This is a genomic window from Mycobacterium interjectum (assembly GCF_900078675.2).
Lineage (GTDB): Bacteria > Actinomycetota > Actinomycetes > Mycobacteriales > Mycobacteriaceae > Mycobacterium > Mycobacterium interjectum.
Genome location: NZ_LT546237.1, coordinates 2281385 through 2303972, shown reverse-complemented (window position 1 = coordinate 2303972; position 22588 = coordinate 2281385). Strand labels below are relative to the sequence as shown.

Below are 22588 nucleotides of genomic sequence, written 5' to 3'. Positions count from 1 at the left end.
TGGTTTCGCCGGGCGCTCGGGCTCGCCGGGTCGGCGCTCGTCGTGTGCTGGCTGGCCTGGTCCGTGTCTGAGTTCGTGGCGATCGCGAGCGCGGCATGACCGGGCGCTGCGGGTCGCCACCGTCAGAGTTCGTGGCGATCGCGAGCGCGGCGTGACCGGGCGCTGCGGGTCGCCACCCTGAGCATCGTCGGTCTCGCGTGACACCATCATGGGGTGAGCGACGTTGTGCACCACCTGCACCTGGTCCTGGGGGACGAGGAGCTGCTGGTCGAGCGTGCGGTGGCAGACGTGTTGCGGTCGGCTCGCCAACGCGCCGGCGCCTCCGAGAACCCAGACGTTCCGGTGAGCCGGATGCGGGCCGGCGACGTGAGTACCTACGAACTCGCCGAACTGCTGAGCCCGTCGCTGTTCGCCGACGAGCGCATCGTCGTGCTGGAGGCGGCCGGTGAAGCGGGTAAGGACGCGGCCGCGATGATCGCCGCGGCCGCCGCCGACGTCCCGACGGGCACGGTGCTGGTGGTGGTGCACTCCGGCGGCGGGCGGGCCAAGGCGCTGGCCGGCGAGCTGCAGTCGCTGGGCGCCGAGGTCCACCCGTGCGCGCGGATCAGCAAGCTCAGCGAGCGCATCGACTTCATCCGCAAAGAGTTCCGGGAGCTGCGGGTCAAGGTCGACGAGGAGACCGTGACCGCCCTGCTGGACGCCGTCGGCTCCGATGTGCGCGAACTGGCCGCCGCGTGTTCACAGCTGGTCGCCGACACCGCCGGTGACGTCGATGCCGCCGCGGTGCGGCGCTATCACAGCGGCAAGGCGGAGGTGAAGGGCTTCGACATCGCCGACAAGGCGGTGGCCGGCGACGTCGCGGGGGCCACCGAGGCGCTGCGGTGGGCGATGCTGCGCGGGGAACCGCTGGTGGTGCTGGCCGACGCACTGGCCGAGGCCGTGCACAGCATCGGGCGGGTGGGTCCGCTGTCGGGGGACCCGTATCGCCTGGCGGCCCAACTGGGGATGCCGCCATGGCGGGTGCAGAAGGCTCAGAAGCAGGCCCGGCGCTGGTCGCGCGACACGGTGGCCACCGCGATGAAGGTCGTGGCGGAGCTCAACGCCAACGTCAAGGGAGCCGTCGCCGACGCGGACTACGCGCTGGAATCCGCGGTCAGGCGGGTTGCCGAATTGGTGGCCGACCGGGGCCGCTGAAGGGCCCGGTCATGGCTCAGATCTGGTTGAGGGCCCGCGCCAGCGCCGACTTCTTGTTGGCCGCCTGGTTCTTGTGGATGACGCCCTTGCTGGCCGCCTTGTCCAGCTTGCGGTTGGTCGACACCAGCAGTTCGGCGGCCTTCTCCTTGTCGCCGGTGTGGGCGGCCTCGCGGAACGCACGCACGGCGGTGCGCAGCGACGACTTGACTGCCTTGTTGCGCAGGCGGGCGCGCTCGTTTGTCTTGATGCGCTTTTGCTGCGACTTGATGTTGGCCACGCGTCAGTTCCTTCTTCAAGATCGGTGTTTTGCTCCGGGCGCCCATACCCGATCGCGACTGCCCAGGTTAGCAGTCGGTTACGTTTTCTCCCAAAAGGGGAAACCGTGGCCTGCCAGAACGCCAATTTGAGGCAGCATCTCTAAAGTGAGTCTTCCGAGCCAGCTTGAGGAAACCAAGCGGGGCCCGCGCGGCGCGGCGCGGCGCCCGGACGCGCGCGCCGAGCGCATCTTCGGCGGCTACAACGAGTCGGACGCCTACTCGATGGCCTTCGACGAGATGTTCGACGCCCAGGGCACCGTGCGCGGCCCATACAAGGGCATCTATGCCGAGCTCGCGCCCTCCGACGCCTCCGAGCTGAAAGCCCGCGCCGAGGCGCTGGGCCGCGCGTTCATCGACCAGGGCATCACGTTTTCGCTGTCGGGCCAGGAGCGGCCGTTTCCGCTGGACCTGGTGCCGCGGGTGATCTCGGCCGCCGAGTGGAGCCGGCTGGAGCGCGGCATCACCCAGCGGGTCAAGGCCCTCGAGATGTATCTCGACGACATCTACGGCGATCAGGAAATCCTGAACGACGACATCATCCCGCGCCGACTGATCACGTCGTGCGAGCATTTCCACCGGCAGGCCTTCGGCATCGTCCCGCCCAACGGCGTCCGCATCCACGTCGCCGGCATCGACCTGATCCGCGACGAAAAAGGCAACTTCCGCGTCCTCGAGGACAATCTGCGCTCACCCTCGGGCGTGTCGTACGTGATGGAGAATCGGCGCACCATGGCGCGGGTCTTCCCCAACCTGTTCGCCACCCACCGGGTGCGCGCCGTGGACGACTACTCGTCGCACCTGCTGCGCGCACTGCGCAACTCCGCGGCAACCAACGAGGCCGATCCCACCGTCGTCGTGCTGACTCCGGGCGTGGCGAACTCGGCTTATTTCGAGCATTCGCTGCTGGCCCGGCAGATGGGGGTCGAGCTCGTCGAGGGCCGCGACCTGTTCTGCCGCGACAACCAGGTGTACATGCGCACCACCGAGGGCGAGCGCCAGGTCGACGTCATCTACCGGCGCATCGACGACACCTTCCTGGACCCGCTGCAGTTCCGCGCCGACTCGGTGCTGGGGGTGGCCGGCCTGGTCAACGCCGCCCGTGCCGGCAACGTCGTCATCTCCAGCGCGATCGGCAACGGCGTGGGCGACGACAAGCTCGTCTACACGTACGTGCCGACGATGATCGAGTACTACCTCGGCGAGAAACCGCTGCTGGCCAACGTCGAGACCTACCGGTGCTGGCTGGACGACGAACGCGAAGAGGTGCTGGACCGGATCGATGAGCTGGTGCTCAAGCCGGTGGAGGGCTCCGGTGGTTACGGCATCGTCTTCGGCCCGGAGGCTTCCGACAAGGAGCTGGCCACCGTCGCCAAGAAGATCCGTGACGATCCGCGCAGCTGGATCGCGCAGCCGATGATGGAACTGTCGACCGTGCCGACGCAGGTCGGAAGCACGCTGGCGCCCCGCTACGTCGACCTGCGGCCGTTCGCGGTCAACGACGGCAACGACGTGTGGGTGCTACCCGGCGGATTGACCCGGGTGGCCCTGGTCGAGGGCTCGCGGGTGGTCAACTCCAGTCAGGGCGGCGGCTCGAAGGACACCTGGGTGCTGGCGCCGCGCGCCGCGTCCGGCGCGCGGGAGCTGGGCGCCGCCGAGGTCGTCCGGTCGTTGCCCAAGTCCATCCCGGACCCGGTGCTCGACGGTGCGCCGCGGCTGTCGCAACAGCAGCAGCAGCCGCAGCCGACGGAACTTCCCGACGAGCAACCCCAGCAGCAACAACAACAGAGGATGCGCTGATGCTGGCCCGCAACGCCGAGGCGCTCTACTGGATCGGTCGTTACGTCGAGCGCGCCGACGACACCGCACGGATCCTGGATGTGGCGCTGCACCAACTGCTCGAGGACTCCAGCGTCGACCCGGATCAGGCGTCCCGGCTGCTGTTGCGGGTGCTGGGCATCGACCCACCGGATCACGACCTGGATGTCTGGTCTTTGACCGACCTGGTCGCCTTCAGCACCAACATTTCCGGCGGCTGTTCGATTGTCGACGCCATCACGGCGGCGCGGGAGAACGCGAAGTCCGCCCGCGAGGTGACGTCCCTCGAGATCTGGGAATGCCTCAACACCACCTACCACGCCCTGGCCGAACGCGAGCGCGCCGCCAAACGCCTTGGGCCGCATGAATTCCTGTCGTTCATCGAGGGCCGCGCGGCGATGTTCGCCGGCCTGGCCGACTCGACGCTGTCGCGCGACGACGGATACCGCTTCATGCTGCTGGGTCGCGCGATCGAACGGGTCGACATGACGGTGCGGCTGCTGATGTCGCGGGTCGGGGACAGCGCGTCGTCCCCGGCGTGGGTGACGCTGTTGCGTTCGGCGGGTGCGCACGACACCTACCTGCGCACCTACCGAGGCGTGTTGGATGCCGGCCGGGTGGTCGAATTCATGTTGCTGGACCGCCTGTTTCCGCGTTCGGTGTTCTACTCGCTGCGGCTGGCCGAGCACAATCTCGAAGAACTGCTGCACAATCCGCAGAGTCGGATCGGCTCCACCGCCGAGGCGCAGCGCCTGCTCGGAAAGGCCCGCAGCGAACTGGAATTCGTGCAACCCGGTGTGTTGCTCGAGTCGCTGGACAGCCGCCTGGCGGGCTTGCAGCGGACCTGTAGCGATGTCGGAGAAGCGTTGTCGCTGCAGTACTTCCACGTCACGCCGTGGGTGGCATGGTCGGATGCCGGCCAGCGCGCCCAGCTGGTGACCCGGCAGGTCGAAGCCTGATGTGGCGGTTGCGCGTCGTGCACACCACCGGCTACGCCTACCAATCGCCGGTCACCGCCTCCTACAACGAAGCCCGCCTGACCCCGCGCTCGGACACCCGCCAAAACGTCATCCTCAACCGGGTCGAAACCATCCCCGCGACGCGGTCCCACCGCTACATCGACTATTGGGGCACCGCCGTCACGGCGTTCGACCTGCATGCGCCGCACACCGATCTCACGGTGACGTCCTCCTCGGTCGTCGAGACCGAACGGGGGGAGCCGGCGGTGGCGGGGGTCAGCTGGAGCGACCTGCGCTCCGCGGGGGTGATCGATCGCTTCGACGAACTCCTGCGCCCCACGGCGCACACCCCGACGAGCAGACACATCGCGTCCGTGGCCAAGAAACTCGCCAAGTCCTACGATCCCGCCGAGGCCGTCGTGGCGGCGGGCAAGTGGGTGCGCGACGAGCTGGACTACCTGCCCGGCACCACCGGGGTGCACTCTTCGGGGCTGGACGCGCTGACCGAGGGTAAGGGCGTCTGCCAGGACTTCGTGCATCTCTCGCTGATGGTGTTGCGCGGCATGGGAATTCCCGGGCGCTACGTGTCCGGCTATCTGCACCCCAAACGCAACGCGACCGTCGGGGACACCGTCGACGGGCGCAGCCACGCCTGGATCCAGGCCTGGACCGGTGGCTGGTGGAATTTCGACCCCACCAACGACAGCGAGATCACCGAGCAGTACGTCAGCGTGGGCGCCGGGCGCGACTACACCGACGTCTCCCCGCTCAAGGGGATCTACTCCGGGGAAGGCGCGACGGACCTCGACGTGATCGTGGAGGTCACCCGGCTGGCGTAGCCGGGCGAAGCGTGCGGTACCCCGGGTGGACATGCGGCGTGAGGCCCTGCTGCTGCGCCAGCGTGGCAAGCAGCGCACGCAGGGTGCTGTATTGCTCCGCGTCAAGCGCCGAGGCGAAGCGAAGCTCGTGCTGGCGTGCGAGCTCGGAGAGCTTGCGCATCAACCTTTTTCCGGCCGCGGTGAGGTAAAGAGCGTGCAACCGGCGATCGTCGGGGTTGCGGCGCCGCTCGATGTACCCGCGTTGTTCGAGCTCGTCGACGTAGACGACGACACGGCTGGGCAACATGCCCAACTGAGCGCTGAGGGCTTGCTGGCTGCGGCCGGGCTCGGCGCCGATGGCGCGCAGAATTCCTGCCTGCGGTGGACTCAACTCGATGGTGGCCACCTGCTCGGCGAACAGCGCCGCGGCGTGATGGCCGAGTTGGGCCAACAGGAAGGCGACGCCGTCGGGACGGTCGCTGGGGACTGACGGCACCGTCACATCATAGCCTTCGCGAATAATTCTTGATGTGAATCATTCATAGACTTGTCAGTCGTCGAGCGCGGGCATATCGTTCATGACATGAACGATTCACAGGCAGATGTAACTCGGCCGCCCGCCGGTCGCCGCCGCCAAGGCGGACCGCCGTTGGCGCTGCTTGCCGGCGTCAGCGTGGGATTGCTCTTCGGCGGCCTCGCAATCGGCGTCGCGCTGGGCGGCGTCATGCCGCTGCCCTACGGGCCGGCGACGGCGGTGGTGACATACGTCCGCGCCCATCCGGTGGCGGTGCAAGTAATCGCCACCGCGGTTTTCGCGTCGTCGGTGCCGTTGGCGATCTACGCGGCGACGGCCAGCACCCGGTTGCGCCAACTCGGCGTCACCGCCCCGGGAGCTACGATCGCGCTGACGGGCGGCACCCTGGCCGCGGGTGCCCTGGGCCTGACCGGTTTGCTGGCCTGGACGCTGTCGCGAGCGGACGTCAGCGGCGACGCCGCGCTGGTTCGCGCGATCTACTTCCTGGTATTTCTGGTCGGCGGCCCGGGCCACATCGTGGCCTTGGGCCTGCTGGTGGCAGGGATGGCAGTGCCCATGCTCATCCTGGGATTGACACCGAGACCGCTGGCCTGGGTCGGCCTGGCGACAGCCGCCCTCGCAGAATTGGCGACGCTTGTTTTGGTGTGGCCCGAACTCGGGGTGATCTTGCCGATCGCGCGGATATCGGCGTTGGTCTGGCTGGTCGTGGCCGGCGCGCTGCTACCGCTGCGGCGCAACGACGTTCGGCCGATGACGGTTACGCGTGCGGGCTGACCTCGACCCGAAGTAGGTCGTCGCCCAGCTCGATGCGCCCGCCGAATTCGGCGGCTGCCAGCGCGCGCCACTGTTCCTCCTGCCCGGGCACCAGCGCCGGCACGTAGTGCGTCATCACCAGGGTGCCGACCCCCGCCCGGGCCGCCGTCGCCGCGGCCTCCTGCACCGACGNGCCTCGCAATCGGCGTCGCGCTGGGCGGCGTCATGCCGCTGCCCTACGGGCCGGCGACGGCGGTGGTGACATACGTCCGCGCCCATCCGGTGGCGGTGCAAGTAATCGCCACCGCGGTTTTCGCGTCGTCGGTGCCGTTGGCGATCTACGCGGCGACGGCCAGCACCCGGTTGCGCCAACTCGGCGTCACCGCCCCGGGAGCTACGATCGCGCTGACGGGCGGCACCCTGGCCGCGGGTGCCCTGGGCCTGACCGGTTTGCTGGCCTGGACGCTGTCGCGAGCGGACGTCAGCGGCGACGCCGCGCTGGTTCGCGCGATCTACTTCCTGGTATTTCTGGTCGGCGGCCCGGGCCACATCGTGGCCTTGGGCCTGCTGGTGGCAGGGATGGCAGTGCCCATGCTCATCCTGGGATTGACACCGAGACCGCTGGCCTGGGTCGGCCTGGCGACAGCCGCCCTCGCAGAATTGGCGACGCTTGTTTTGGTGTGGCCCGAACTCGGGGTGATCTTGCCGATCGCGCGGATATCGGCGTTGGTCTGGCTGGTCGTGGCCGGCGCGCTGCTACCGCTGCGGCGCAACGACGTTCGGCCGATGACGGTTACGCGTGCGGGCTGACCTCGACCCGAAGTAGGTCGTCGCCCAGCTCGATGCGCCCGCCGAATTCGGCGGCTGCCAGCGCGCGCCACTGTTCCTCCTGCCCGGGCACCAGCGCCGGCACGTAGTGCGTCATCACCAGGGTGCCGACCCCCGCCCGGGCCGCCGTCGCCGCGGCCTCCTGCACCGACGAGTGGTAATCGCAGATGTCCTGCAGCCGCTGCTGTGGGATGTTGGCGACGATGTCCTTGCGGATCACGGTGTGCACCAAGGCGTCGGCGCCGCGGGCCAATTCGTCCAGGCCTGCGCACGGCACGGTGTCGCCGGCCAGCACCACTGAGGCGCCATCGGAGTCGATGCGGAAGCCGATGGTCGGCGCCACCGGCCGGTGATCGGTCGGCGCCACCCGGATCGACACCCCGTCGCGGTCCCACACCGGGCCCTCGGTGCACTCGTGCACCTCGACCGCGGGCGGCGCGTTCAGGTCGGCGTGGTGGGCGATCCGGTAGCCGATGTCGTGGCCCAACGCCTGCAGGGTCGCCTCCACCGTTTCCGCCGTGCCGGGCGGTCCGATGATCGGCAGCGGCGCCGGGTCGGGCGCGAACGTGGTGATCCAGCGGGTGATGAGCAGGTCGCCGAGGTCGCCGATGTGGTCGCTGTGCAGGTGGGTGAGCAGCAGCGCCGACAACCCGGCGGCGCCCACGCCGACCGCCGCCGCCCGCTGCAGGACGCCCCGCCCGCAGTCCACCAGCAACACCTGCCCGCCGGCCCGCACCAGGGTCGACGGCCCGGCGCGGTTCGGGTCGGGGATCGGGCTTCCCGTTCCCAGCAAAGTGATCTCGATCATCGTCCTATCCTTGCAAGCCGCGAACGGGCGCAGGGGAGTTTGACCGATCTGGGTTTGGACCGGAAATCCGAGGGTATGGGAGCGTCCGGTTCCGGTTCTCGTGTTGGCTTTCCCGGCGCGCGAGTTAGCCGTAACCTGGTGTGAAGCGGATCACAACCGGCTGGAGGCCTGATGCGGATTGCGGACGTCTTGCGGAACAAGGGCGCGGCGGTGGTGACGATCAACCCGGAGGCGACGGTCAAGGAGTTGCTCGCCGGCCTCGCCGAGCAAAACATCGGTGCCATGGTGGTGGTTGGCGACGACGGCGTCGTCGGCATCGTCTCGGAGCGCGACGTCGTGCGCCAACTGCACACGCACGGCGCCAGTGTGCTGTCCCGGCCGATCTCGAAGATCATGACCGCGAACGTCGCCACCTGCACAAAATCCGACACGGTCGACTCGTTGAGCGTGCTGATGACGAAGAACCGGGTGCGCCACGTGCCGGTGCTGGACGGCAAGAAGCTGATCGGCATCGTCAGCATCGGTGACGTGGTGAAGACCCGGATGGAAGAGCTCGAGGCCGAGCAACAGCAGCTGCAGTCCTACATCACCCAGGGCTGACCCGCCGTTTCGCCGAGCGTGTACTCAGGGCGAAAATTCTGGCTTAGGTTCAAGGGGTGGTTACACGCTCGGCGCCGCGCCGCCTAGCTCCACGCGTATTCCGCGCGCAGCCGCGCGGCCACCACGTCGAAGATCTCGCGGTCCAGGATGGCGCCCTCGCGGCGAATGCTCTCCTCGGGCACGTCGAGCACCCGGTCGAGCCGGACCCAGCTTTCCCGGCCCTCGTAATCCCAAGCGCCCGCACCGATCCCGACCCAATCGCGGTCGCCGGCGTGCCGCTCTTGGCTGGACACCACCAGCCCCAGCAGCATGCGGCGGTCGCGACCCACGACGAGGACGGGCCGGTCCTTGCCGCGGCTGGGATCGTCCTCATAGACCACCCACGTCCAGACGATCTCCCCGGGATCGGCGCGGCCGTCGAGGTTCGGGGCGTAGACCAGCTTGCGCGCCCGATGGGCGGTCGGGAAGCTGGCGCTGGTCACCGGCCGGCCCGCGGCGATGGCCACGGGCGGTTGCGGTGCGGCCGCGGCGATGACGTTCGCGGTGATCTTCACGGCCTGCTGCAGTTCCCGCGCGACGACCTGGGCGGTCTGCGCGTAGATCACCGCGTTGCGGGCGTACCGTTGGAACGTCTTCCACTGAGATTTCCGGGACGACGCCATATTCGCAGCATAGACGCGGGCGGCCCGGGCGCGATTGTGTCCAAGTAGGTCCCGGGCACCCCGCACGGATACCCTGGACACACCGGCGGACCGCCGCTTACCCGGCCTCGCGCGGGCCCAGACCAGGAGATTCCCATCAGCAGTTTCGCCGACAAGACCTTCACCCCGCCGGCGCAGATTCGGAATTTCTGCATCATCGCTCACATCGACCACGGCAAGTCGACGTTGGCGGACCGGATGCTCCAGCTCACCGGCGTCGTCGATGAGCGGTCGATGCGCGCGCAGTATCTGGATCGGATGGACATCGAACGGGAGCGCGGGATCACCATCAAGGCCCAGAACGTGCGCCTCCCCTGGAAGGTCGCCGAGCGGGATTACGTTCTGCACCTGATCGACACCCCGGGTCACGTCGACTTCACCTACGAGGTGTCGCGCGCGTTGGAGGCCTGCGAGGGCGCCATCCTGCTGGTCGATGCGGCCCAGGGCATCGAGGCGCAGACCCTGGCCAACCTCTACCTGGCGCTGGACCGCGACCTGACGATCATCCCGGTGCTCAACAAGATCGACCTGCCGGCCGCCGACCCGGACCGCTACGCCGGCGAGATCGCCCACATCATCGGCTGCGAACCGGGCGACGTGCTGCGCGTGTCCGGCAAGACCGGCGAGGGCGTGCCCGAGCTGCTCGACGAGGTGGTCCGTCGGGTGCCGCCGCCGCAGGGCGACGCCGACGCGCCCACCCGCGCAATGATCTTCGACTCGGTCTACGACATCTACCGCGGCGTGGTGACCTACGTCAGGGTGGTGGACGGCAAGATCACGCCGCGCGAACGCATCGCGATGATGTCGACGGGCGCCACCCACGAACTGCTCGAGGTCGGCATCGTCTCGCCCGAACCCAAGCCGAGCGCCGGCCTGGGCGTGGGGGAGGTGGGCTACCTGATCACCGGCGTCAAGGACGTCCGCCAGTCCAAGGTCGGCGACACGGTGACGACCGCCCGGCACGGGGCCACCGAGGCGCTCACGGGCTACCGCGAGCCCAAGCCGATGGTGTACTCGGGGCTCTATCCCGTCGACGGCTCCGACTACCCGGACCTGCGCGACGCCCTGGACAGGCTGCAGCTCAACGACGCCGCGCTGACCTACGAGCCGGAGACGTCGGTGGCGCTGGGCTTCGGGTTCCGCTGCGGGTTTCTGGGCCTGCTGCACATGGAGATCACCCGCGAGCGCCTGGAGCGCGAGTTCGACCTGGACCTGATCTCGACCTCGCCGAACGTCGTCTATCGCGTCGTGAAGGAAGACGACTCGCAGATCGTCGTGACCAACCCGTCGGACTGGCCGGACGGCAAAATCCGCACGGTGTACGAGCCCGTGGTGAAGACGACCATCATCGCGCCCAGCGAATTCATCGGCACGATCATGGAACTGTGCCAGTCCCGCCGCGGCGAGCTCGGCGGCATGGATTATCTGTCGCCCGAACGGGTGGAATTGCGCTACACCATGCCGCTCGGCGAGATCATCTTCGACTTCTTCGACTCCCTGAAGTCGCGCACCCGCGGCTACGCCAGCCTCGACTACGAGGAGGCCGGCGAGCAGGAGGCCGAACTGGTCAAGGTCGACATCCTGCTGCAGGGCGAGGCCGTCGACGCGTTCAGCGCGATCGTGCACAAGGATTCGGCGTACGCTTACGGCAACAAGATGGCCACCAAGCTCAAGGAGCTCATCCCGCGCCAGCAGTTCGAGGTGCCGGTGCAGGCGGCCATCGGCTCGAAAATCATTGCGCGCGAGAACATCCGGGCGATCCGCAAGGACGTGCTGTCCAAGTGCTACGGCGGTGACATCACCCGCAAACGCAAACTTCTGGAAAAGCAGAAGGAAGGCAAGAAGCGGATGAAGACCATCGGCCGCGTCGAGGTGCCGCAGGAGGCGTTCGTCGCCGCGCTGTCGACGGACGCGGCCGGGGACAAGGGTAAGAAGTAGCCGTGCGGAGAATCGGGCCGGCGACGGCGTTGCTACTGGTCGCCGCGTTGGCGGCGGGCTGCGGCACGGTGGTGGACGGCACCGCCAGGCCGGCGCCGAACCTGAAGCCGCGGCCGCTCACCGGTGAGACCGTCAAGCGGGTGCTGCTCGACGGGGCCACGCTGTCGCGGATGCTCGGCCAGCCGTTTGTCGCCCGCAACCCACCCGAGTTCGGCGGCCCCGAAACGCTGTATCACAAGGACGAGACGGTGTCGCCGGCCGGTTGCCTGGGCGTGACCGCGATGCTGCAGAAGAGCGTCTACCTGTCCGGCCCGCAGCCCGCCGACGTCAAAGACGTTGCGTCGGAGTCGTGGTGGAACAACGGCGAGCCGGCGCAGGTGCTCACCGTGATCGAGGGCGTGGTGACGCTGCCCTCGGCCGCGCAGGCCGCCGCGCTGTTCGCGCAGTTCTCGCAGCAGTGGCAGCAGTGCGCGGGCACCACGACGACGGAGCAGACCGGCCCGATCAGCACGACGAACGCGATCAGCGACGTCCGGGTTGCCGATGCCTCGAATACCATTGTCGCCGCGACCAATACGGCGACGTCGACGCTGCCCAACATGCCGCCCCTGCGGCCCACGCCTCAGGCGCGAGCCCTCGGTGTCCAGTCGAACTGCCTGGTCGAGGTCCAGGTGGTCTTCTTCGGCGAGCGACGCCCGTCGGATCCGGGATCGGGCAACGTCGACACCAGCGCCGTCGACATCGCCCACGCCATGATGGACAAGGTCAACGCCCTCGGCTGACGTGGGCGTGCCAGCGAGGCCGAGGCCTCCCTGCGGCTGAACTGTGTTTCTGGCGCGGCTGCGTGCGTTTTCGGGAAACGAATCATAAAATCAAGGTGAACAAAAGATGAACGACAAGCCGTTGTCGCAGCCCTGCCCCCCGACGCGAGGTCGAGAAACCCCGGAATAGATGTGACCGCATGAAACACCGCTGGTTCTTGGTAGGCCCGTTGACGGTCGTGATGCTCGCCGCCGGCTGCGCGGTGAACATCGGCGGCAAGGCGACGCCGGCACCGGGCCTGGCGCCGCCGTCGCTCGGCAGGCCGGCCGTCGACCATGTGCTGCTGGGCGATGACGCACTCTCGCGAATCCTCAAGCAGCCCTTGAACCTTGACCTTCGTTTTCCGCCACAGTTCGGCGGCGCCGAGGAGTTGGAGGACCCTGGAACGGCACTACCCGACGGTTGTCTTGGGGTCGCAGCGATGCTGCAGCAGGGCGTCTACGGGTCCAGCGACGTCGAAGAGGTCGCCGCTGCGGCTTGGCGGCACGCTGCTGTGCCTGCGGATGTGACCGACGTGAAGGAAGGCGTGGTCAGCCTGCCCACCGCCGCCGACGCCGACGCGCTGTTCGCGACGTTTGCTCGGCAATGGCAGGAATGCAATGGCGCGCAGACGTCCTTGCCGGGCGGCATGTTCAGGCTCAAGGGCAAGATCACCGACGTGCAGGTCTCCGATTCCGTCGTGGTGGCCACGGTTTGGGAAGGGTGGCGCTCGCCCGATCCGGATTCGGTGTCCATCCCGGCGCGGCGTGCCATCGCGGTGCGCGGCAATTGCCTCATTGAGGTCGAGGTGGACTTCTTCAATTCCGCACCACCGTCGGCACGCGGGCCGGGCGATGTCAACGACGGCGCCGTCGACATCGCACGCGCCATGATGGACAAGGTCAACGCCCTGAGCTGAGGCTGAGACGTTGCTGCCGTCCTGCTGTGTCTTCGGTGTGGCTTACCGCGCTGGTATTTCCGCGAACCTAACCTGCTGGTAGAGCGGGAAGGAAGGCAAAAACAACGGATGTCGATTGGGTCGTGCCCGGGGGTGCGTTCGTCGCCGCTTTGTCCACCGGACGCGCCATCGAGAACGACGAGAAACAGGCGTGACCGGATGAGGAAGCCATGGTTGCTGGTGGTCCCGCTGACGGTGATGCTGTTCGTCGCGGGTTGCGCCGTCACCGTCGGCGGCACCGCGCAGTCGGCGCCGAGCCGACCGCCGCGACCGCTGAGCGGGGAGACCGTCGACCACGTGCTGCTTAGCGACAGAACGTTGTCGCGAATCGTCAAGCAGGCCCTGAAGATCGACCCTCGTTTTCCGCCACGCTTCGGCGGCGCCGAGGAGTTGGCCGACGATGCAACGGCGTTGCCGGACGACTGTGTCGGCGTCGCGGCGATGCTGCAGCAAAGCGTGTACGGATCCGGCTCGGTGAAGGATGTCGCGGTCGAGACCTGGCGGCACGCCGCCGCATCCGCGGATGTGACCAGCGTTCAGGAGGGCGTGGTGGGCCTTCCCACGGCCGAAGATGCCGAGGCGATGTTCGTCGCGTTTTCCCGACAGTGGCACAGCTGCGACGGGAGGACGACGTCGTTGCCCGGCAGCATGTTCCGGCTCAAGGGCAAGATCAGTAACGTGGAATCTTCTGCTTCCGTTGTCGCGGCGACCGTTTCGGTCGGATGGACGTCCGGCGGTCCGGAGCACAAGTCAGAACCCCATTCGGATTGGGAATCGATTCCCGCCGGGCGCGCCATTGGCGTGCGCGGCAATTGCCTCATCGAGGTCGAGGTCGACGTGTTTCACAGCTCAACCGCGCTGGGTCGGGGATCGGGTGACACGGCAAACTTCGATGGCACCGCCGTCGACGTCGCGCGCGCCATGATGGACAAAATCGGCGCGCTGATCTGACGCGTCGTGTCACATGGGCGCGTTCGCGGGCTGGAAGCCCCCGGTGCTGTCGGCCTCCTCCTCGGCCCGGATGACGTGGACCACGGCGTTGATCAACGCCAGGTGGGTGAACGCCTGCGGGAAGTTGCCCAGATGCCGCCCGGTGCGTGGCTCGATCTCCTCGGCGTAGAGGTGCAGCGGGCTGGCGTAGGACAGCAGCCGCTCGCACAGCCGCTTCGCGCGGCTCACCTCGCCGATCTCGACGAGCGCCGACACCAGCCAGAACGAGCAGATCGTGAACGTACCCTCCTCGCCGGACAGCCCGTCGTCGGTCTCCTCGACCCGGTAGCGCAACACCAGGCCTTCCTCGGTGAGTTCGTTGGCGATCGCCAGCACGGTGTTGCGCACGCGCGGGTCGTCCGGCGGCAGGAATCGGGTCAACACCACCAGCAGTAGCGAGGCATCCAGCGCGTCGCTGCCGTAGCGCTGGGTGAACACGCCGCGCGAGTCCACCCCGTGTTCGAGGATGTCGGCCTTGATCTCCTCGGCTATGGCCCGCCACTGCTGGGCGTAGCTCTTCTCGCCCTGCCGCTCGGCGAGCTTGCAGCCGCGGTCGAGCGCCACCCAGCACATCACCTTCGACGACGTGAAGTGCTGCGGCTCCCCGCGCACCTCCCAGATGCCGCGGTCGGGCTCACGCCAATGCTTGATCGCCTCTTCCACCTGCTTCTTCAGCACCGGCCACAGGGTCTCCGGGATCTGTTCGCGCGACTTGGCGTGCAGGTAGAACGAGTCCAGGATCGAGCCCCAGATGTCGTGCTGGACCTGGTCGTAGGCGCCGTTGCCGATGCGCACCGGCCGGGCGTGGTCGTAGCCGGACAGGTGGTGCAGCTCGTCTTCGACCAGGCTGCGCTCCCCGCCGACGCCGTACATCACCTGCAGCGGGTGCCGCTCGTTGTTGTTGGCGCCCGAGACGTCGGCGATGAAGGCGAAGAAGTCGTCGGCCTCGCGGTCCAGGCCCAGGGTGTAGAGGCCCCACAACGCGAACGTCGAGTCGCGGACCCAGGCGTAGCGGTAGTCCCAGTTGCGCTCGCCGTGCGGCGTCTCCGGAAGCGACGTGGTGCTGGCCGCCAGCAGCGCGCCCGTGGGTGAGTAGGTCAACCCCTTCAGCGTGAGCGCGCTGCGCTGCAGGTAGGCCCGCCACGGGTGGTCGGGGAAGTTGCCGATGTTGATCCACTGCCGCCAGCACTCGGTGGTCTGCCACATCTTGTCGGCGGCCTCTTCGTAGGTCTGCGGCGCCGGGTGCTTGGTCCAGCTCAGGGCGACGAAGATGTCGTCGCCCTCTTTCATCCGGGTGCGGGCGCGCGCCTCCCGGCCTTCCAGCCCGATCCGCAGGTTGGTGGTCAGCCGCAGCGTCGGGTGGGCGTCCGGTTGCCTGTTGGCGCGGGCGATGGCCTCACCGTAGGCGTTGGCCGAGTATTCCCAGGTGGAGCCGACGCGGTGGTAGTCGAACGCCGGCTCGCAGCTCATCATCAGCTCGACGGTGCCGCTGACGCAGCGCACTGTGCGCAGCAGGATGTGCTCGGCGTCCCAGTCCATCGGGGTGCGGCGATGGGTCCGCGACCGCCGCTCGATGTCGTGCCACTTGCCCATCACCAGGGCGTCGCGCACGATCAGCCACCCGGTGTGCGTCTGCCACGTGGTCTCCATGATCAGGCTGCCCGGAAGGTAGCGGCGCGCCGACGGCACCGAGACGCCGTAGGGGCCGAGCCGGAAATGACCCGCGCTGCGGTCCAGGATCGCGCCGAACACGCTCGGGGAGTCGGGCCGGGGCACGCACAGCCATTCCACCGAACCGGCGGGGGAGATCAGGCACGTCGTCTCCCAGTCGGACAGGAACGCGTAATCGGCGATCGGCGGAAACGGGTTCCGCAGCGACGCGGTGTGCGTAAGCGGCGCGGGGGCGTTGAAATCGATCGGCGAGGGCAGTACCGCCTCGGGGGCCGCGTCGAACGCTTCCCGGGTGGCCTCGCCGGGAGCACCGTCGGCCGGCTGGTCGGCGGGTTGCGCGTGCAGAACCATCCCGACATCATCGACTGTCAACCTGCCCGGCGTCCAATGTTTGCAGCGGATGTCGGGTTTTTAGCCGGCGTTCGCGATATCGCCGCCGAATCACCGGAAGGCCGACGTGTTTTCCCTCACCGTGACTTTTACGCCGGCCCGGGTGCGCATCGGGCCGGGGATCCCGGCGGCGCGGGCGCCGTTGCGCGATCCGCCCACGTTGGTTTGACGGTCCCGGGCGAATAGGGTGAGCCGGGTGAGCGCGTTCCTGAATTGGTGGGACGGCAACGAGCTGTGGCTTTCCGGCCTGCCGTTCGTGCTGCAGGCCCTGATCGTGATGCCCGTCGTGTTGGCGGTGGCCTACGTCGTGGCGACCGCGCTCGACGGCCTGCTCGGGCGGGGCATCACCTTGATGCGCCGGATCCGGCACGCCGATGAGGCGCCCGGGTAACGCGCATGCCCCGGTCACACGTGACCTTGATTCTGGTCGCGCTCGTCGTGCTGGTGATCGTCGCGTGGCTGGCGACGCACTGACGAGACGCCCCCGGCGGATCCTGTTACGCTTCGCGACATGCACGAGGCGTCCGGTGTTTTCGAATGCGCCGTCTTCGTGCACTGTTGTCGCTGACTCCCACACCCCGTGCGCGGTCTGGTCTGGAGTCGTGGATTCTCCTGCATTGCTAAGCGCCTTTCCGCCGCACCGGGACCGAGTAACCAAGTCCCGCACCGAAAGGCCACCAATGCTCAACGACATCGGCAGCGCCCCCCGCCGGCCGGTTCTGCGGTGTGTCGCGGCGCTGGCGCTGATCGTCGGTGTCGTCGCCGCGTGCGCGGGCGGCCCCAGCGACGTCGTCGGGGGCGGCGGGCCGGCCAACGCGCGCACCAGCATCACCCTGGTCGCCTATTCGGTCCCAGAACCGGGCTGGAGCAAGGTGATTCCCGCGTTCAACGCCTCGGAGGAGGGCAAGGGCGTGCAGGTGGTCGCCTCGTATGGCGCCTCCGGTGACCAGTCCCGCGGGGTTGTCGACGGTAAGCCGGCCGACGTCGTGAACTTCTCCGTCGAGCCGGACATCGCGCGACTCGTTAAGGCCGGCAAGGTTTCCAAGGACTGGAACACCGACGCAACCAAGGGGATTCCCTTCGGCTCGGTGGTAACCCTGGTGGTACGCAAGGGAAATCCGAAGAACATCAGGGACTGGGATGACCTCCTGCGGCCCGGCGTCGAGGTCATCACGCCCAGCCCGCTGAGTTCGGGCTCGGCCAAGTGGAACCTGCTCGCCCCGTACGCCGTCAAGAGCCTGGGCGGGAAGAACGCCCAGGCGGGTGTCGACTTCATCAGCAAGCTGGTGCGCGAACACGTCAAATTGCGCCCCGGGTCGGGCCGGGAGGCCACCGACGTCTTCGTCCAGGGCAGTGGCGACGTGTTGATCAGCTACGAGAACGAGGCGATCGCCACGGAGCGGGCCGGCAAACCCGTCGAGCACGTCAACCCGCCGCAGACCTTCAAGATCGAGAACCCGGTGGCGGTGGTGAGCACCAGCTCCCACCTGAATGCCGCCGTCGCCTTCAAGAACTTCCAGTACACCGCAGCGGCGCAAAAGGTGTGGGCGCAGGCCGGCTTCCGGCCGGTCGACCCGGCCGTGGCCGCCGACTTCCGCGATCGGTATCCGGCGCCGGCGAAACTGTGGACGATCGCTGACCTCGGCGGTTGGGGGACAACGGATCCGCAGCTGTTCGACAAGAACACCGGCAGCATCACCAAGATCTACACGCAGGCCACCGGATGACAGCCACCGTGACGCCCGAGTACCAGGCGCCTCCCGGTGCCTGGCCCCTGCGCGGATCCGGAATCACGTCACTGCGGGTCGGCGTTGCGACGCTGTGGCTTTCGGTGATCGTGTTGCTGCCGCTGGCCGCCATCGCGTGGCAGGCGGCCGCCGGGGGTTGGCACGCCTTCTGGCTGGCGGTGACGTCGAACGCCGCGCTGGAGTCGTTCAGGGTGACGCTGACCATCTCCGCCGGGGTGACGGCCCTCAACCTGATCTTCGGCCTGCTGATCGCGTGGGTCCTGGTGCGCGACGACTTCTTCGGCAAGCGGCTCGTCGACGCGATCATCGACCTGCCGTTCGCGCTGCCGACCATCGTGGCCAGCCTGGTGATGCTGGCCCTGTACGGCAACAACAGCCCGGTGGGCCTGCGCCTGCAGCACACCGCATGGGGGGTGGCGGTGGCGCTGGCCTTCGTCACGTTGCCCTTTGTGGTGCGCGCCGTGCAGCCGGTGCTGTTGGAAATGGATCGGGAGACCGAGGAGGCGGCGGCGTCGCTGGGCGCCAGCGGCCCGAAGGTCTTCACCTCGGTCATGCTGCCGTCCCTGACGCCCGCCCTGTTATCCGGTGCGGGGCTGGCCTTCTCGCGAGCGATCGGCGAGTTCGGGTCGGTGGTGCTGATCGGCGGCGCCGTCCCGGGCAAGACCGAGGTGTCATCGCAGTGGATACGGACGCTGATCGAAAACGATGACCGCACCGGCGCTGCCGCGATATCGATTGTGCTGCTGGCGATTTCGTTCTTCGTGCTGCTGGTGTTGCGTATCGTGGGCGGCCGCGCCGCCAAGCGTCAGGAGCTGGCCGCATGACGTCGTCGCCCCGGGTTCGCTACCTCCTCCGATTCGCGGCGCTGGCCTACATCTTCGTGTTGCTCGTCGTTCCGGTGACGTTGATCCTGTGGCGGACATTCCGGCCCGGCGTCGGTCAGTTCTTCGACTGGGTGAGCACACCGGCGGCCATCTCGGCGCTGAATTTGACTCTGCTGGTGGTGGCGATCGTGGTGCCGCTCAACGTGGTGTTCGGCATCCCGACCGCACTGGTTCTGGCGCGCAACCGTTTCCGCGGCAAGGGGGTGCTGCAGGCGGTCATCGATCTGCCGTTCGCGGTGTCGCCGGTGATCGTGGGCGTGGCGTTGATCCTGCTGTGGGGGGCGGCCGGCGCCTTCGGCTTCGTCGAACGCGACCTCGGGTTCAAGATCATTTTCGGGCTGCCCGGGATCGTGTTGGCCAGCATTTTCGTCACCCTGCCGTTCGTGGTGCGTGAGGTGGAACCGGTGCTGCACGAGCTGGGAACCGACCAGGAGGAGGCGGCGGCCACCCTGGGTTCGGGCTGGTGGCAGACGTTTTGGCGGATCACATTGCCGTCGATCCGGTGGGGGTTGACCTACGGCGTCGTGCTGACGGTGGCGCGCACCCTCGGCGAATTCGGCGCGGTGATCATCGTGTCGTCCAACCTGCCGGGGAAGTCGCAGACCCTGACATTGCTCGTCGCGGACCGGTACAACCGCGGGGCGGAGTACGGCGCCTACGCGCTGTCGACACTGCTGATGGGGGTGGCCGTGCTGGTCCTGATCTTCCAGCTGGTTCTCGACGCCCGCCGGGTACGAGCGACCAAGTAAGCGCGACAAGGAGACTCGTGATGACCGACTGCCGACCCGAGCGCGGCGACAACGCGATCATCGTGCACGACGCCTACAAACAGTACGGCGACTTCGTTGCGCTGGACCATGTGGACTTCGTCGTGCCGAAGGGCTCGCTGACGGCGTTGCTGGGACCCAGCGGTTCGGGCAAGTCGACGCTGCTGCGGGCCATCGCCGGCCTGGACCAGCCCGACAGCGGAACCGTCACGATCAACGGTCGCGACGTCACCGGGGTGCCGCCGCAGCGCCGCGGCATCGGGTTTGTGTTTCAGCATTATGCCGCGTTCAAGCACCTGACCGTGAGGGACAACGTCGCCTATGGGTTGCGGATTCGCAAGCGGCCCAAGGCCGAAATCAAGGAAAAGGTCGACAACCTGCTGGAGGTCGTGGGGCTGAGCGGATTTCAGACCCGCTATCCCAACCAGCTTTCCGGCGGCCAACGCCAGCGCATGGCGCTGGCCCGGGCGCTGGCCGTCGACCCGCAGGTGCTGCTGCTCGACGAGCCCTTCGGGGCGCTAGACGCCAAGGTCCGCGAGGACCTGCGGGCGTGGTTGCGGCGCCTGCACGACGAGGTGCACGTCACCACCGTGCTGGTCACCCACGACCAAGCGGAGGCGCTCGATGTGGCCGACCGCATCGCGGTGTTGAACAAGGGCCGCATCGAGCAGGTCGGATCGCCCACCGAGGTCTACGACTCTCCGGCGAGCGCGTTCGTGATGTCGTTTTTGGGCGCGGTCTCCGAGCTCAACGGCGCGTTGGTACGTCCGCACGACATCCGCGTCGGCCGCAAGCCTGACATGGCCGTGGCCGGCGGAGACGGCACCGCGGAATCCATCGGCGTGGTGCGCGCGACGGTGGACCGGGTGGTCGCGCTGGGATTCGAGGTGCGCGTGGAGATGACCAGCGCCGCCACCGGGGGCGCCTTCACCGCGCAGATCACCCGCGGGGACGCCGAGGCGCTGGCCCTGCGCGACGGCGACACCGTCTACGTGCGAGCAACCCGTGTCCCACCCCTGCCCAGCGACATCGCGACCCCGGGCAGCGGGGGCGCCGACGAGGACCGGAGCACGCTGACATCGGCGTGATGTTGGGTTAGGCGTCGTCGCCCATGACCGCGCCCTCGCGGCGGGGATCGGCCCCTCCGGTCCATTGAGACGAGCTGCGGGTGATCGCGGAAAGCCCGCTGGACTGGTCGGTCATATTCACCTGATGCCCCAGCGCGCGCAGGCCAGCCACCAGCGGGTCGTGATCGCCGTTGTCGGAGCGGTTTATCTCCGGATCCTCGCCGCCGACGTTGGTTTGCGGCGAGTTGTCCGCACCGAAATCCACCAGGGACACCGCCTGCTGCGGGTTCAGCCCCCAATCCAGCATCGCCACAAGGGTTTTCACGACGTACTGAATGATCGTGGAACCCCCGGGTGAGCCGGTCACCGCGTGCAACGCGCCCCGCCCCGCCGGCGCGGCATCGAACACCAGCGTCGGGGCCATCGAGCTGCGCGGCCGCTTCCCGGGCTGGACGCGGTTGGCCACCGGCGATCCGTCGGCCGCGCGGGGGTTGGCGGCGAAATCGGTGAGCTGATTGTTGAGGACGAACCCGTCGACCAGGTGGAACGAGCCGAACGGCGACTCGACGGTCGTCGTGAAGGCGGCCGCGTTGCCGTAGGAATCGATGATGCTGACGTGGCTGGTGCCGTGTTCGCGCCCGGGTGGCGCGACCCCGCCGGGCATGCCGAAGTCACCGGGCTTGGCGGTCCCCATGCTGTGCTGGGGCGAGATCAGCGCCGCACGCCCGGCCAGATAGCCCGGGTCGATCAGCGTGGCGAGCGAACCGCCGGGCAGCCCGACGAAGTCGGCGTCGGCGACGTACTTGTCACGGTCGGCGTAGGCCAGCCGCTCCGCCTCGGAGACCAGGTGAGCGCCCAGCACGCTCGGGCGACCGCCGTTGCGGTCGACGTTGGTGGGCGGGTAGTTACCCAGCGGGAAATGCTCGAGGATGCCCAGCGTGGCCGCCACCGCGACGCCGCCCGACGACGGGGTGGGCATGCCGCAGATCTGCCGCCCGCGATACGTGGTGCACAGCGGGTCGCGTTTCTTGGCGACGTAGCCCGTCAGGTCCTCGGTGGTCATCAGGCTCGGCGTGCGCCCTCCGGTGGTATCGCCGGCTTCGGCGACGATGTCGTGGGCGATGTCGCCGGTGTAGAAGGCGTTAACGCCCGAGGAGGCGATGGCGGACAAGGTCTTTGAGTAGGCGGGGTTGGTCAGCCGGGTTCCCGCGGCCTTCGGGCTGCCGTCCGGGTTCAGCAAGTATGCGCGCGCCTGCGGATCGACCCGCAGTTGTGCCGCCGAGTCGGTGATGGCGGCGGCCAGCCTGGGGCTGATGTCGAAGCCGTTGTCGGCCAACGTCATTGCCGGGCCGAAGAGATCGCGCCATGGCGTGCGGCCGTGCTCATGGTGCACCAGTTCGAGCATCCGGGGAATGCCGGGAACCCCGATCGATCGGCCCGAGGCGCGCGCGTCGGGCCGGGGGGTGGCGTGATCGTTGTCGCCGATCCAGCGCAGGTAGTTCTCGCCCGCGCCCGCGGGGGCGACCTCGCGGCCGTCGTAGGCCTGCACCGAACCGGCGCGCGCGTCATAGTAGACCGCGAATCCGCCGCCGCCCAGTCCCGACGACTGCGGTTCGACCAGACCCAGCACCGCCTGGGCCACCACCATCGCGTCGGCGGCCGTGCCGCCGTCGCGCAGCACCCGGCAGGCCGCCTGGGTCGACAGGGGATTGGCGGTGGCCACCGCGTAGTGGGCGGTGCGCACCATCGTCATGTCGCTGCGGTACCCGGTCGCGGCCTCGGGGCTGGTCGCGATGTTCCGCGCCGAAGGCGTTGAGGCCGAAGGGGTCCCGGGAACCGGCGTGCCGTTGGGCACGATCGCGCACGGAGCCCCCGCATGCGGCCCGGTTGCGTGGTTGCCGCCACACGCCGCCAGCCACAGCACCAAAGTGGCCAGCAGCCTTCGAATGGACGGCCCGCTCAAGCCACGAAGTTTACTGGACGGATCGGGTCAATTAGGCGGCGATGCGGACTGCCGCGACCTACGGGTCGTCTTCGGCGCCATTC

21 protein-coding genes and 2 pseudogenes are annotated in these 22588 nt (G+C 68.3%); 16 read left to right on the top strand and 7 right to left on the bottom strand.

Annotation, left to right across the window (positions count from 1 at the left end):
* Positions 1-225: 225 nt before the first annotated feature.
* On the top strand, positions 226-1194 hold the full coding sequence (gene holA / locus BN4348_RS45470; RefSeq protein WP_264034293.1) for a DNA polymerase III subunit delta: 969 nt from the start codon (positions 226-228) through the stop codon (positions 1192-1194).
* Positions 1195-1210: 16 nt separating this feature from the next.
* Here holA and rpsT read toward each other — a convergent pair whose 3' ends face one another.
* Positions 1211-1471, bottom strand: a complete 261-nt coding sequence (gene rpsT / locus BN4348_RS45465) for a 30S ribosomal protein S20 (RefSeq protein ID WP_066914123.1) — start codon at positions 1469-1471, stop codon at positions 1211-1213.
* A 136-nt stretch (positions 1472-1607) separates the two neighbouring features.
* On the opposite strand from rpsT, the gene BN4348_RS45460 reads away from it, so the two are divergent.
* Genes BN4348_RS45460 through BN4348_RS45450 form a run of 3 tightly spaced genes read left to right on the top strand, consistent with a single transcriptional unit; the run spans position 1608 to position 5124 of the window.
* Positions 1608-3308 carry a circularly permuted type 2 ATP-grasp protein gene (locus BN4348_RS45460; RefSeq protein WP_084454251.1) on the top strand — a complete coding sequence of 567 codons (1701 nt, stop codon included), beginning with the start codon at positions 1608-1610 and terminating at the stop codon, positions 3306-3308.
* Positions 3308-4285 (top strand): alpha-E domain-containing protein, encoded by a 978-nt coding sequence (locus BN4348_RS45455; RefSeq protein ID WP_066914119.1) that lies wholly within the window; start codon positions 3308-3310, stop codon positions 4283-4285. The genes BN4348_RS45460 and BN4348_RS45455 overlap by 1 nt, the downstream gene beginning before the upstream one ends.
* Complete coding sequence (locus BN4348_RS45450; protein ID WP_066914117.1) at positions 4285-5124, top strand: transglutaminase family protein; 840 nt, start codon at positions 4285-4287, stop codon at positions 5122-5124. The genes BN4348_RS45455 and BN4348_RS45450 overlap by 1 nt, the downstream gene beginning before the upstream one ends.
* Here the strand turns inward: BN4348_RS45450 and BN4348_RS45445 are convergent.
* The gene (locus BN4348_RS45445; RefSeq protein WP_066914133.1) at positions 5108-5599 is read right to left on the bottom strand and encodes a MarR family winged helix-turn-helix transcriptional regulator; all 492 of its coding nucleotides are present in this window, start codon (positions 5597-5599) and stop codon (positions 5108-5110) included. The genes BN4348_RS45450 and BN4348_RS45445 overlap by 17 nt on opposite strands.
* A gap of 216 nt (positions 5600-5815) precedes the next feature.
* Here BN4348_RS45445 and BN4348_RS45440 point away from each other — a divergent pair, with 216 nt between their 5' ends.
* A complete protein-coding gene (locus BN4348_RS45440) occupies positions 5816-6412 on the top strand; it encodes a hypothetical protein (RefSeq protein WP_211145811.1) in 597 nt (198 codons plus the stop codon).
* On the opposite strand, the pseudogene BN4348_RS45435 reads toward BN4348_RS45440, so the two are convergent.
* A pseudogene (locus BN4348_RS45435) lies at positions 6396-6581 on the bottom strand (ribonuclease Z); the annotation flags it as partial. The gene BN4348_RS45440 and the pseudogene BN4348_RS45435 overlap by 17 nt on opposite strands.
* A gap of 35 nt (positions 6582-6616) precedes the next feature.
* Here BN4348_RS45435 and BN4348_RS45430 point away from each other — a divergent pair.
* Positions 6617-7201: a hypothetical protein gene (locus BN4348_RS45430; RefSeq protein ID WP_235852758.1), complete on the top strand. Its 585-nt coding sequence runs from the start codon at positions 6617-6619 to the stop codon at positions 7199-7201.
* Here the strand turns inward: BN4348_RS45430 and BN4348_RS45425 are convergent.
* A complete protein-coding gene (locus tag BN4348_RS45425) occupies positions 7185-8027 on the bottom strand; it encodes a ribonuclease Z (RefSeq protein WP_066914115.1) in 843 nt (280 codons plus the stop codon). The genes BN4348_RS45430 and BN4348_RS45425 overlap by 17 nt on opposite strands.
* A 171-nt stretch (positions 8028-8198) precedes the next feature.
* Between BN4348_RS45425 and BN4348_RS45420 the strand changes: the two genes are divergently transcribed.
* On the top strand, positions 8199-8627 hold the full coding sequence (locus tag BN4348_RS45420) for a CBS domain-containing protein (RefSeq protein ID WP_066914112.1): 429 nt from the start codon (positions 8199-8201) through the stop codon (positions 8625-8627).
* Positions 8628-8710: 83 nt separating this feature from the next.
* On the opposite strand, the gene BN4348_RS45415 is transcribed toward BN4348_RS45420, so the two are convergent.
* Positions 8711-9289 (bottom strand): type II toxin-antitoxin system PemK/MazF family toxin, encoded by a 579-nt coding sequence (locus tag BN4348_RS45415; protein WP_066914111.1) that lies wholly within the window; start codon positions 9287-9289, stop codon positions 8711-8713.
* Here BN4348_RS45415 and lepA point away from each other — a divergent pair.
* The 4 genes and pseudogenes from lepA to BN4348_RS45395 all read left to right on the top strand — a co-directional run bounded on the left by lepA (position 9271) and on the right by BN4348_RS45395 (position 13976).
* Positions 9271-11266: pseudogene (gene lepA / locus BN4348_RS45410) on the top strand (translation elongation factor 4). The gene BN4348_RS45415 and the pseudogene lepA overlap by 19 nt on opposite strands.
* Positions 11267-11268: 2 nt before the next feature.
* The gene (locus tag BN4348_RS45405) at positions 11269-12048 is read left to right on the top strand and encodes a sensor domain-containing protein (RefSeq protein ID WP_066914106.1); all 780 of its coding nucleotides are present in this window, start codon (positions 11269-11271) and stop codon (positions 12046-12048) included.
* A 221-nt stretch (positions 12049-12269) separates the two neighbouring features.
* A complete protein-coding gene (locus BN4348_RS45400) occupies positions 12270-12986 on the top strand; it encodes a sensor domain-containing protein (protein ID WP_211145734.1) in 717 nt (238 codons plus the stop codon).
* A 198-nt stretch (positions 12987-13184) separates the two neighbouring features.
* Positions 13185-13976: a sensor domain-containing protein gene (locus tag BN4348_RS45395; RefSeq protein ID WP_211145733.1), complete on the top strand. Its 792-nt coding sequence runs from the start codon at positions 13185-13187 to the stop codon at positions 13974-13976.
* A 9-nt stretch (positions 13977-13985) separates the two neighbouring features.
* Here the strand turns inward: BN4348_RS45395 and BN4348_RS45390 are convergent, their stop codons facing one another.
* Positions 13986-16037: a glycoside hydrolase family 15 protein gene (locus tag BN4348_RS45390; RefSeq protein WP_066914104.1), complete on the bottom strand. Its 2052-nt coding sequence runs from the start codon at positions 16035-16037 to the stop codon at positions 13986-13988.
* Positions 16038-16272: 235 nt separating this feature from the next.
* On the opposite strand from BN4348_RS45390, the gene BN4348_RS45385 reads away from it, so the two are divergent.
* The 5 genes from BN4348_RS45385 (at position 16273) to BN4348_RS45365 (ending at position 20563) form a co-directional block, all read left to right on the top strand.
* Positions 16273-16467, top strand: coding sequence for a hypothetical protein (locus tag BN4348_RS45385; RefSeq protein ID WP_066914102.1), 195 nt, complete (start codon positions 16273-16275; stop codon positions 16465-16467).
* Between the two features lie 289 nt (positions 16468-16756).
* Positions 16757-17803: a sulfate ABC transporter substrate-binding protein gene (locus BN4348_RS45380; protein WP_066914100.1), complete on the top strand. Its 1047-nt coding sequence runs from the start codon at positions 16757-16759 to the stop codon at positions 17801-17803.
* Positions 17800-18648 (top strand): sulfate ABC transporter permease subunit CysT, encoded by an 849-nt coding sequence (gene cysT / locus BN4348_RS45375; protein ID WP_066914093.1) that lies wholly within the window; start codon positions 17800-17802, stop codon positions 18646-18648. The genes BN4348_RS45380 and cysT overlap by 4 nt, the downstream gene beginning before the upstream one ends.
* Positions 18645-19457 (top strand): sulfate ABC transporter permease subunit CysW, encoded by an 813-nt coding sequence (cysW, locus tag BN4348_RS45370; RefSeq protein WP_066914091.1) that lies wholly within the window; start codon positions 18645-18647, stop codon positions 19455-19457. Before cysT ends, cysW begins: the two co-directional genes overlap by 4 nt.
* 20 nt (positions 19458-19477) lie before the next feature.
* Complete coding sequence (locus BN4348_RS45365) at positions 19478-20563, top strand: sulfate/molybdate ABC transporter ATP-binding protein (RefSeq protein ID WP_066914090.1); 1086 nt, start codon at positions 19478-19480, stop codon at positions 20561-20563.
* A gap of 7 nt (positions 20564-20570) precedes the next feature.
* Here BN4348_RS45365 and BN4348_RS45360 read toward each other — a convergent pair whose 3' ends face one another.
* Positions 20571-22505, bottom strand: coding sequence for a gamma-glutamyltransferase family protein (locus tag BN4348_RS45360; protein ID WP_211145732.1), 1935 nt, complete (start codon positions 22503-22505; stop codon positions 20571-20573).
* Positions 22506-22588 lie beyond the last annotated feature (83 nt).